Annotated in this window: 11 protein-coding genes; 9 read left to right on the top strand and 2 right to left on the bottom strand. The window is 71.0% G+C overall.

Going from position 1 to position 9,685, the window contains the following annotated elements:
* Positions 1 to 3: 3 nt before the first annotated feature.
* Both DIZ27_RS12105 and DIZ27_RS12110 read left to right on the top strand, forming a co-directional pair.
* Positions 4 to 1,038 (top strand): ATP-binding cassette domain-containing protein, encoded by a 1,035-nt coding sequence (locus tag DIZ27_RS12105; protein ID WP_109378371.1) that lies wholly within the window; start codon positions 4 to 6, stop codon positions 1,036 to 1,038.
* A 50-nt stretch (positions 1,039 to 1,088) separates the two neighbouring features.
* Complete coding sequence (locus tag DIZ27_RS12110; RefSeq protein WP_109378372.1) at positions 1,089 to 1,934, top strand: DUF1707 domain-containing protein; 846 nt, start codon at positions 1,089 to 1,091, stop codon at positions 1,932 to 1,934.
* 30 nt (positions 1,935 to 1,964) lie between these two features.
* On the opposite strand, the gene DIZ27_RS12115 is transcribed toward DIZ27_RS12110, so the two are convergent.
* Positions 1,965 to 3,332 (bottom strand): SGNH/GDSL hydrolase family protein, encoded by a 1,368-nt coding sequence (locus DIZ27_RS12115; RefSeq protein ID WP_109378373.1) that lies wholly within the window; start codon positions 3,330 to 3,332, stop codon positions 1,965 to 1,967.
* 223 nt (positions 3,333 to 3,555) lie between these two features.
* On the opposite strand from DIZ27_RS12115, the gene DIZ27_RS12120 reads away from it, so the two are divergent.
* Both DIZ27_RS12120 and DIZ27_RS12125 read left to right on the top strand, forming a co-directional pair.
* Complete coding sequence (locus DIZ27_RS12120; RefSeq protein WP_109378374.1) at positions 3,556 to 4,938, top strand: DUF445 domain-containing protein; 1,383 nt, start codon at positions 3,556 to 3,558, stop codon at positions 4,936 to 4,938.
* Positions 4,939 to 4,983: 45 nt separating this feature from the next.
* Positions 4,984 to 5,343 carry a VOC family protein gene (locus DIZ27_RS12125; RefSeq protein WP_109378375.1) on the top strand — a complete coding sequence of 120 codons (360 nt, stop codon included), beginning with the start codon at positions 4,984 to 4,986 and terminating at the stop codon, positions 5,341 to 5,343.
* 81 nt (positions 5,344 to 5,424) lie between these two features.
* On the opposite strand, the gene DIZ27_RS12130 is transcribed toward DIZ27_RS12125, so the two are convergent.
* On the bottom strand, positions 5,425 to 5,727 hold the full coding sequence (locus tag DIZ27_RS12130; RefSeq protein WP_109378376.1) for a hypothetical protein: 303 nt from the start codon (positions 5,725 to 5,727) through the stop codon (positions 5,425 to 5,427).
* A 225-nt stretch (positions 5,728 to 5,952) separates the two neighbouring features.
* On the opposite strand from DIZ27_RS12130, the gene DIZ27_RS12135 reads away from it, so the two are divergent.
* The 5 genes from DIZ27_RS12135 to DIZ27_RS12155 all read left to right on the top strand — a co-directional run bounded on the left by DIZ27_RS12135 (position 5,953) and on the right by DIZ27_RS12155 (position 9,685).
* Positions 5,953 to 6,375: an Hsp20/alpha crystallin family protein gene (locus DIZ27_RS12135; RefSeq protein ID WP_181383493.1), complete on the top strand. Its 423-nt coding sequence runs from the start codon at positions 5,953 to 5,955 to the stop codon at positions 6,373 to 6,375.
* Between the two features lie 114 nt (positions 6,376 to 6,489).
* Entirely contained in the window at positions 6,490 to 6,990 is a 501-nt protein-coding gene (locus tag DIZ27_RS12140; protein WP_109378378.1) for a DUF2267 domain-containing protein, read from the top strand.
* Between the two features lie 282 nt (positions 6,991 to 7,272).
* Positions 7,273 to 7,575: an urease subunit gamma gene (locus DIZ27_RS12145; RefSeq protein ID WP_109378379.1), complete on the top strand. Its 303-nt coding sequence runs from the start codon at positions 7,273 to 7,275 to the stop codon at positions 7,573 to 7,575.
* Positions 7,576 to 7,583: 8 nt separating this feature from the next.
* Positions 7,584 to 7,949, top strand: a complete 366-nt coding sequence (locus tag DIZ27_RS12150) for an urease subunit beta (protein ID WP_109378380.1) — start codon at positions 7,584 to 7,586, stop codon at positions 7,947 to 7,949.
* Positions 7,946 to 9,685 carry an urease subunit alpha gene (locus tag DIZ27_RS12155; protein WP_109378381.1) on the top strand — a complete coding sequence of 580 codons (1,740 nt, stop codon included), beginning with the start codon at positions 7,946 to 7,948 and terminating at the stop codon, positions 9,683 to 9,685. The genes DIZ27_RS12150 and DIZ27_RS12155 overlap by 4 nt, the downstream gene beginning before the upstream one ends.

Raw genomic sequence — 9,685 nt, forward strand, 5'->3', positions numbered from 1 at the left:
CCGGTGGACGACGACGGTGGCGGCGGGTTCATCCTTCTCGACCGGGTCGAGAAGGTCTTCGACGTACGGAAGAAGACCGGCTTCCTGAGGCGGGAGCGGCGGCGGGTGCGGGCCGTGGACTCGCTCTCGTTCTCCGTGGCCCGCGGTGAGATGGTCGGTTACATCGGGCCGAACGGCGCGGGCAAGTCGACCACCATCAAGATGCTGACGGGGATCCTCACCCCGAGCGGCGGCCGGCTGCGGGTGGCCGGTATCGATCCCACCCGGGAGCGGGTGCGGCTGGCGCACCGTATCGGGGTGGTGTTCGGGCAGCGGACAACGCTGTGGTGGGACCTGCCGCTGATCGACTCGTACCGGTTGATGCACCGCATGTACCGGATTCCCGACGCGCGGTACCGCGCGAACCTGGAGCGGCTGGTCGAACTGCTGGACCTGCGGGCCCTGTTGGACACCCCGGTACGGCAACTGTCCCTGGGGCAGCGGATGCGCGGCGACATCGCGGCGGCGCTGCTGCACGACCCGGAGGTGCTGTACCTGGACGAGCCGACCATCGGTCTGGACGTCGTCTCCAAGACCAAGGTGCGGGAGTTCCTGCGGGAGTTGAACGCCGAGCGGGCCACGACGGTGCTGCTGACCACGCACGACCTGCAGGACATCGAGCAGTTGTGCTCGCGGGTGATGGTCATCGACCACGGCCGGCTGATGTACGACGGCCCGCTCGCCGGGTTGCACCGGGCGGGGGAGAGCGAGCGGACCCTGGTGGTGGACCTGGAGCGGGAGTTGCCCCCGATCGACGCGCCGGCGCCCGCGCGGGTGGTGCGGGTGGAGGGGCCGAGGCAGTGGCTGGCGTTCCCGGCGGCGGAGTCGGCGGCTCCGCTGGTGGCGCGGATCGCGGCGGAGTACCCGCTGGTCGACCTGTCGGTGCGGGAGCCGGACATCGAGGCGGTGATCGCGAAGATGTACGCGGAGCGGGCAGAGCAGGCGGAGCAGTCGGACGGGACGGGGCGGGCGGACGCGGCGGGGCGGGCGGTCTCGTAGCCCCCGGTCGCTCGTAGCCCTCGATCGGGGGACCTCGTAGGCTGCTGTGCATGACCGACGACGCAGTCCCGGACCTCCGCGCCTCCGATGCCGACCGAGAGCGGGTGGCCGCCGTCCTGCGGGACGCGCTCGCGGAGGGGCGCCTCGACATGGACGAGTTCGAGGAACGGCTGGACGCGACGTACAAGGCGCGGACCTACCGGGAACTCGAACCGATCACCCGCGATCTGCCCGCCCCGGGCGTGACGGCCCCCGCCGTCTCCCTGAGCAAGGCCCCGGAGCAGGGCGACACTTGGGCGGACCGGGTGGTCCCGGGCAGCGAGGGGACCTCGACCTGGGCCGTCGCCGTGATGTCGGGGTTCCAGCGCAAGGGCCGCTGGACGGCGCCGCGACGGTTCAACTGCTTCACCTTCATGGGCGGCGGGCAGATCGATCTGCGGGAGGCGAACTTCGCGGACCGCGAGGTCGTGATCAACGCGGTCGCGATCATGGGCGGGGTGGACGTCATCGTCCCGCCGGGTGTCGAGGTCGTCGTCCGCGGTTTCGGCCTCATGGGCGGCTTCGACCACAGTGAGGAGGGCGAGCCGGGTGACCCGGGCGCCCCGCGGGTGATCGTCACGGGGTTCGCCTTCTGGGGCGGCGTCGGCGTCCAGCGCAAGCTGGCCCGGGCGGAGAAGCAGCGGCTGCGCGAGGAACGCCGCCGCGAGAAGCTGGAACGCAAGGAACGCATGGAACGCCAGGACCGCCAGGAACACAGCCGCGAGCTCGACGCCTCCTCGTCCGGCCAGGCCTTCCTGGACCACGGAGGCCACGGGCACGGGTACGGCTCCTTCGACTCCCTGCACGGCCGACACGGCGAGGAGCAGCGCGAACCCCGCCGCGACGGCGACCGCTGAGCGGGCCGGACCGCACCGGCCGCCCGCTCCCTACAGCCGGGCCGGTGCCCCGCCCTTCAGGTCGTCCAGGTCGAAGACCTCCGCCATCCGCGCGTACCCCCGGTCACTCGGGTGGAGGTGGTCGCCCGAGTCGTAGTCGGAGCGCAGCCGGCGCGGGTCGTACGGGTCGCGCAGGGCCCGGTCGAAGTCGACGACGGCGTCGAAGACGCGCCCCGCGCGGATCTCCGCGTTGATCTGCTGCCGTACCGCCTCGCGCGGGCCGGTGTGGCCGCGGTGGCCGCCGAACGGCATCAGTGTCGCGCCGACGACCTTCAGACCGCGGGCGTGGGCCCGCTCGACGAGGGTGTTCAGGCCGCCGACGACCGCGTCCGGGTCGGCGAGGTTCCGGTCGCGCAGGATGTCGTTGACGCCGAGGACGATGACGACGACCCTGACGTTCGTACGGTCGAGGACGTCGCGGTCGAACCGGTTCAGGCCGCTGGGGTTCTCCGGGGGGCGGCCGAGGCCGTCGGCGAGGACGCGGTTGCCGCTGATGCCCGCGTTGACGACGCCGTGGCGCGGCACGTCCCGCCCGGCCTCGACCGCGGCGCGCAGCCGGTCGGACAGGACGTCCGGCCAGCGGTTGTTGCCGCCCGTGGTGGAGGTGACGCCGTCGGTGAGCGAGTCGCCGAGGACGACGACGGTGCCGTCGGCCTCGTTGCTCAGCACGTCCAGCGCGGTCAGGTAGCGCCAGTAGGCGCTCTCCTCGGTGTACGCGGCGCCGGTCGTGTCGCGGGTGTGCTCGCCGCGGGCGGCGTAGGAGATCTGGCGGGCGCGCGGGTGGTACGTGACCGGTCCGGAGATGCTGGGGGAGTACGTGGTGACCAGGACGTCCCCGTCGTACGGGACGGCGATGCGCACGGCGTCGCTCATCACCTGGCCGCCGGCCGGGATGACGACGGCGGGGTGGCCGCCGAAGGTGAGCCGCCGCATGGTGCCGGGGAGCGCCGCCGCGGTGCCCCGGCCGGCGGAGACGGCGATCGAGGCGTGGGTGACGGTCAGCGGGGACTGCCCGTAGAGGTTGGACAGGGTGATCCGGGCACTGGTGCCGCCGACGCTGGTGTGCACGACGTTGCGCACCGAGCGGCCCGCGAGGCCGGTCGTCTCGGTGCCGGGCTCGCCCCCGACGGGGGAGGCGGCCCAGGAGCCGACCCAGGTGCCGGTGGAGGCGGGTGCGGCCGGGTTCTGCGGAGCGCCGTGGCCGTCGGCGAGGGTGCCGCGGTGTCGCGTACCGTCGTCGGAGGCCGCCGTGACGTAGATGGCGGCGGAAACGGCCACGATCGCGGCGACCACGGCGGCGAGCAGGGCGCGGTACTTCGCGGGCGGCGCCCCCGCGCCTCCGTCACGTCCCCGGGTCATGCTGTTCTGTTCTCCTCGGACGGTGGGAGCCCGAGGCTCCGTTCGGACGATCCCATGATGCGTCATGGACGAGGGGGATCCCCGGCAGGACTTCCTGCGGATCCCCCGTTGAACAGACGCCGGGAACTCCTGTTCCGTTCCGGGAGTCGGACAGGAAGGGACAATGTGTGAGGGATCACCGAACAGGTGCAGCGGGCCGGAGCAGGTGGAGCGAGTGGAGCGGATGAAACGGACCGAGCGGACGAGGGCGGCGGACACCACGGACGCCGGTGCGGGTCCTGGCGCGGGCCCCGGTGCCGGCTCCGCTCCGGGTCCCGGCTCCGGCGGCGCCACGAACCGCACGATGACGACGTTCAGCGCGGCGGACGAGGAGAAGCAGCGCGGAGTGCGCCGGATGAAACTCACCGCCACCGGACTGCTGCTGTTCGTCGCCGTGGTGTACGTCCTCGCCGAATGGGCCTCCCACCGGGGCGCCGGCGCCTGGGCGGGCTATGTCGCCGCCGCGGCCGAGGCGGGCATGGTCGGCGCGCTCGCCGACTGGTTCGCCGTGACCGCCCTCTTCCGTTACCCCCTCGGCCTGCGCATCCCGCACACCGCGATCATCCCCAACAAGAAGGACCAGCTCGGTGTCTCCCTGGGCGACTTCGTCGGCGAGAACTTCCTCTCCGAGGACGTCGTCCGCGGGCGGCTGCGCGCCGTCGGCATCGGCAACCGGCTCGGCGCCTGGCTCGCGGTGCCCGAACACGCCGACCGGGTCACCGCCGAGCTGTCGGCCGCCCTGCGCGGCGCGCTGACCGTGCTGCGCGACTCCGACGTCCAGGCGGTGGTCGGCGAGGCCGTCACGCGTCGCGCGAACGCCCAGGAGATCGCGCCCGGCATGGGCAAGATGCTGGACAGGATCGTCGCCGACGGCGGTCACAAGAAGGCCGTCGACGTCGTCGTCACCCGCGCCCACGACTGGCTCGTGCTGCACCGCGACTACGTGATGGACGCCGTGCACGGCGGGGCCCCCGGCTGGACCCCGAGGTTCGTGGACCGCAAGGTCGGCGACCGCGTCTACAAGGAGCTGCTGCGCTTCATCACCGAGATGCGCGACATGCCCACCCACCCCGCGCGCGGCGCCCTCGACCGCTTCCTCGCCGACTTCGCCTCCGACCTCCAGTCCGACACCGACACCCGCGCCCGGGTCGAACGCCTCAAGGGCGAGGTCCTCGGCCGCGGCGAGGTCCAGGACCTGATCGCCTCCGCCTGGACCGCCGTACGATCCATGATCGTCTCCGCGGCGGAGGACGAGCGCAGCGAGTTGCGGCTGCGGGTACGCGCCTCACTGCTGTCGCTGGGCGCGCGCATGGCGGCCGACCCCAAGATGCAGGGCAAGGTCGACGGCTGGCTGGAGAGCGCCGCGGTGTACGTCGTGACCACCTACCGCAAGGAGATCACCTCTCTGATCACGGACACCGTGGCGAGCTGGGACCCCGAGCACACCACGAGGAAGATCGAGGCGAACATCGGCCGCGACCTCCAGTTCATCCGCATCAACGGCACGGTCGTCGGCTCCCTGGCGGGCCTGGCCATCTACACGGTGGCGCGGGTGGTGGGGGCGTAGTCTCCGTCCTCCCGGGGCATGCCGACCGTGAGGAGCCGAGAAACCATGACCGTCCGCAGGATCATGCCCGACCTCCACGTCGACTCCGAGCAGGCGATGCGCGGCAGCCGCGACTTCTACGGCCTGCTCGGTTTCGAGGAGGTCATGAACATGGGCTGGGTCATGACGCTCGCGTCCCCCGCCAACCCCACCGCCCAGATCAGCTTCTTCACCGAGGAACGCACCGGACCGGTCGTCCCCGACCTGAGCGTGGAGGTCGAGGATGTCGACACGGTGTACGAGCAGGTGCTGGCCTCGGGAGCGGAGATCGTACGGGAGCTGCGGAACGAGGAGTGGGGCGTACGCCGTTTCTTCGTCCGCGACCCGAACGGCCGCGTCGTGAACGTGCTGAGCCACCGGACCTGACCGGGCCCCCGGCCCGCCGGACGTGCGCGACCTGACCGGCGGGCCTGAACCCGCCGTCCGGTCCCGCCCCGGCGGACTCCCTCAGCCCCGCCGGTCGGCGACCGCCCACGACGCCAGCGCCACGGCCCCCGCCGCCCCGAACACCGCCGGCCAGGCGCCGACCTTCTTCGCGAGCGGATGCGACCCGGCGAAGGCGGCGACGTACGCCGCCGACAGCGCCCCCGCGGCCGTTCCTCCGGCCCGCTCCCGCCACTGCCGCGCGGCGGCGGCCCCGGCGACGGCGAGCACGACCCCGCCCAGCTCCCGCTTCCGCGTCCAGCGGGCCACGCCGTACCCGCCGACCAGTCCACTCGCGGCCAGTACCGAGCCGGGAACCTTCGCCATGTTCTGTCCTGTCTTCTGCCGCCGCGCCTGAAGGGCGGGCCCTCACAAGACTCCGAGGCTAACCCCCGGACCGGCCGTATCGCGCCCGTGGTGGGCCGAGTCGTGAGAGGGCCGTGGGTGCCGGAGCCGGGAGTTGAGTATGGGGTTGTCAACTTTCCTCCCGCGAGTTATATAAGAAGGCGTAGGGCATCGCACCTGGACCATTGATGAAAGGAGTGAGCTGTGATGCTCATGCGCACGGACCCCTTCCGCGAATTCGACCGACTCGCGCAGCAGGTCCTCGGCTCCACCGGCCGCCCCTCGGTGATGCCGATGGAGGCATACCGGGCAGGGGACGACTTCATCGTCCACTTCGACCTCCCCGGCATCGACCCCGAGACGATCGAACTGGACGTCGAGCGCAACGTCCTCAACGTGCGCGCCGAACGCCGTTCCCCGGCTCCCGAGAACGCGGAGCTGCTGGTCGCCGAACGTCCCACGGGCTCCTTCACCCGTCAGCTCTTCCTCGGCGAAACCCTGGACACCGAACGCATCGACGCGTCCTACGAAGCCGGCGTCCTGACCCTGCGCATCCCGGTGGCCGAACAGGCCAAGCCGCGCCGCATCCAGATCACCGGCGGCGACAGCCGCAAGCAGATCGGCGGCTGACAGCACGCACGGAACGCGTCCCGCGGACCCCGGCCCCGGCCTCCGCGGGACGCGCCCCCATGCCTGTCCGATGCGAGGGCGACCGAAGCCCCGAGAAGGGAGAGGAGCCACAACATGACCACGCTGACGCCGCAGAAGCCCGTGACGCCGCGTACGGAAGGGGTGATCCCCGCCCCGAACCGCGACCGCCGCACCCGCCGCGACGACGGCGGGGAGGACGGCTGGCGCGAACTGGTGGACGCGGTACGGGAGGCGGGCCGGTACCCGACGAGAGCGGAGGCGGAGAGCGTCACCCGCATCGTCCTGTCCGCCCTCGGCGGCCACGTCGTCGGCGACGAACGCGTCGACCTGGCCCGCGCTCTGCCGGAGGAGGCGGCCAGGGTGATCGCCTCCCAGATCCCGGCGACCCGACCCCTGACGGCGGCGGAGTTCGTCGACTCGCTGGCCACCCGCATCGAGGGGGCGACCCCGGCCACGGCCCGCTGGGACACCAGCTCGGTCCTGAGCGTCCTGCCGCCCCTGGTCGGTGACGCCCTGGTGACCCGCATCCTGGACCGACTGCCCCCGGGCTACGCCCTCCTCTTCGGCCGAGCGGAACTGTCCCGGGCCAAGTAGCCGGCTCCGGGGCCCGCTCTCTCCGGGCCCCGGACCACTCCGCCGGTCCTCACCCCCGCCTCGCCCCGGTCGCCCTGGCCCGCGTCCGCAGCCGCGAGGCGCTCCGCCCCACAGCGGTCAGCCCGCCCCCCCCGCATACCTCACCCACCACGGGATACAGCCACTGCCCCGAGCTCTTCAGGGGCTTCGCGAAGGTTCGCCCTGACGAGCGAAGTCAGTGACGCAACGGTGTGGGATTCAAGCTCAAGTTGCGATCGCCTCTCGCAGTACTACAAAGGAACCATGCAACTGTCACCGCAGGAGCAGGAAAAACTTCTGGTTTGCGTTGCCGCCCAACTCGCCCGCAGCCGACTGGAGCGGGGGGTGCGGCTGAATTACCCGGAAGCGATCGCGCTGATCACCGAGCACGTCGTCGAGGGAGCTCGTGATGGGCGCAGCGTGTCAGAGCTGATGTCCAGTGGACGCAGCGTTCTCGGACGTGAGCAGGTCATGGAAGGCGTCCCGGAGATGATCGACGACGTGCAGGTCGAGGCGACCTTCCCGGACGGAACCAAGCTGGTCACCGTCCACTCGCCGATCGCCTAGGAGGCCCCGTGCTGCCAGGAGAGATCATTCCCGCGGACGAAGCCGTGCCGTTGAACCCCGGACGTGTCCGCACGCGGATCCGCGTGGTGAACCCCGCGGACCGGCCGGTGCAGGTCGGTTCGCACTACCACTTCGCCGCCGCCAATCCTGAGCTGGAGTTCGACCGCCAGGCCGCGTGGGGGCATCGACTGGACATTCCGGCCGGTACCGCCGTGCGCTTCGAGCCCGGCGTCGAGCGGGAGGTGGTGCTGGTCCCCATCTCCGGGCTCCGCAGGATCCGGGGGCTGCGCCTGGAATGGGCCGGTGACCTGGACAGCCGGGACCACCAGCCGACCGAATTCGCCTATGGACGTAAGGGTGAAGGGCACCGATGACCTCGGACCAGAACACACCGCGGATCGACCGTGCACGTTACGTCGAGTTGTTCGGCCCCAGTACCGGTGACCGGATACGCCTGGCCGACACCGACCTGTTCATCGAGGTCACCGAGGATCGCAGCCTGGGACCGCACGGTTCCGGTGACGAGTCCGTGTTCGGCGGCGGCAAGGTGGTCCGCGAGTCGATGGGGCAGTCGATGGCGATCCGCGCCGAGGGCACGGCGGACGTGGTCATCACCGGCGCTGTGATCCTGGACCACTGGGGAGTGGTCAAGGCCGACGTCGGCATCCGCGACGGACGCATCGTCGGCATCGGCAAGGCAGGCAACCCGAACGCTGCCGACGGCATCGATCCGGCGCTGGTGATCGGTCCGTCGACGGAGATCATCACGGGAAACGGCCGGATCCTCACCGCCGGGGCGGTCGACTGCCACGTCCACTTCATCGATCCCCGATCGATCGACGTCGCGCTGGCTTCGGGAACGACGACGTTGATCGGTGGCGGTACCGGGCCGGCAGACGGCTCCAGGGCGACCACGGTGACGCCGGGCGACTGGAACATCGGGCGTATGCTGCAGGCCCTAGACGGCGTCCCGCTGAACATCCTGCTGCTCGGCAAGGGCAACACCATGCGCGGCGAAGCACTGACCGAGCAGCTGCGCGGGGGCGCCGGGGGCCTGAAGCTGCACGAGGACTGGGGATGCACCCCCGCGGTGATCGACAACGCCCTGCGCATCGCCGAGGAAACCGGTGTGCAGATCGCGATCCACAGCGACACCCTCAACGAGTCCGGCTTCCTCGAGTCCACCCTGGAGGCCATCAACGGCCGGTCGATCAACGCGTTCCACGCCGAGGGCGCCGGCGGAGGGCACGCACCGGACATCATCCGGGTCGCCTCCGAGCCGTACATCCTTCCGTCGTCGACGAACCCGACCCTCCCGCACACCGTGAACACGATCGACGAGCACCTCGACATGCTCATGGTGTGCCACCACCTGAAGCCGTCGATTCCGGAGGATCTGGCCTTCGCCGAAAGCCGTATCCGACCGACCACGATCGCTGCCGAGGACGTGCTGCACGACGTGGGCGCGATCTCCATGGTCAGTTCCGACGGGCAGGCCATGGGGCGCATCGGCGAGGTCGTCATGCGCACCTGGCAGACCGCACACACCATGAAACGGCATCGGGGCTCGCTTCCGGGCGACCACCGCGCGGACAACATGCGCGCCCGCCGGTACATCGCCAAATACACGATCAACCCGGCGATCACGCACGGCATCCAGGACGCGGTCGGTTCGGTCGAAGTCGGCAAGATCGCCGACCTGGTGCTGTGGGAACCGAAGTTCTTCGGCGTCAAGCCCCACATGGTCCTCAAGGGCGGGTTCGCCGCGCGGGCCGCGCTGGGCGATGCCAACGCCTCGATCCCCACACCGCAACCGGTGTTCTCGCGTCCGATGTTCGGGTCGTTCCTGAAGCCGGCCGCGGCGAGCAGCGTGCACTTCGTCGCCCCGACAGCGCTGGACGCCGAGCTCCCCGAACGGCTGCGTCTGTTCCGTAGGCTCATCGGTGTCACCAGCACCCGTTCCACCACCAAGGCCGACCTGCCGCTCAACGACGCCACCCCGGAGATCCGGGTGGACCCGGACAGTTTCGCGGTGCGCATCGACGGGGAACTCGTCGAACCGGATCCGGTCTCGGAGCTGCCGATGGCGCAACGCTACTTCCTGTTCTGA

The sequence above is a fragment of the Streptomyces sp. NWU339 genome, assembly GCF_003143855.1.
GTDB lineage: Bacteria > Actinomycetota > Actinomycetes > Streptomycetales > Streptomycetaceae > Streptomyces.

Bases quoted from the DNA above. Each gene is read 5' to 3' on its own strand.
- DIZ27_RS12115 (WP_109378373.1), bottom strand. From the start codon at position 3,332: ATGACCCGGGGACGTGACGGAGGCGCGGGGGCGCCGCCCGCGAAGTAC.
- DIZ27_RS12130 (WP_109378376.1), bottom strand. From the start codon at position 5,727: ATGGCGAAGGTTCCCGGCTCGGTACTGGCCGCGAGTGGACTGGTCGGC.
- DIZ27_RS12155 (WP_109378381.1), top strand. From the start codon at position 7,946: ATGACCTCGGACCAGAACACACCGCGGATCGACCGTGCACGTTACGTC.
- DIZ27_RS12145 (WP_109378379.1), top strand. From the start codon at position 7,273: ATGCAACTGTCACCGCAGGAGCAGGAAAAACTTCTGGTTTGCGTTGCC.
- DIZ27_RS12135 (WP_181383493.1), top strand. From the start codon at position 5,953: ATGCTCATGCGCACGGACCCCTTCCGCGAATTCGACCGACTCGCGCAG.
- DIZ27_RS12140 (WP_109378378.1), top strand. From the start codon at position 6,490: ATGACCACGCTGACGCCGCAGAAGCCCGTGACGCCGCGTACGGAAGGG.
- DIZ27_RS12120 (WP_109378374.1), top strand. From the start codon at position 3,556: ATGAAACGGACCGAGCGGACGAGGGCGGCGGACACCACGGACGCCGGT.
- DIZ27_RS12125 (WP_109378375.1), top strand. From the start codon at position 4,984: ATGACCGTCCGCAGGATCATGCCCGACCTCCACGTCGACTCCGAGCAG.
- DIZ27_RS12110 (WP_109378372.1), top strand. From the start codon at position 1,089: ATGACCGACGACGCAGTCCCGGACCTCCGCGCCTCCGATGCCGACCGA.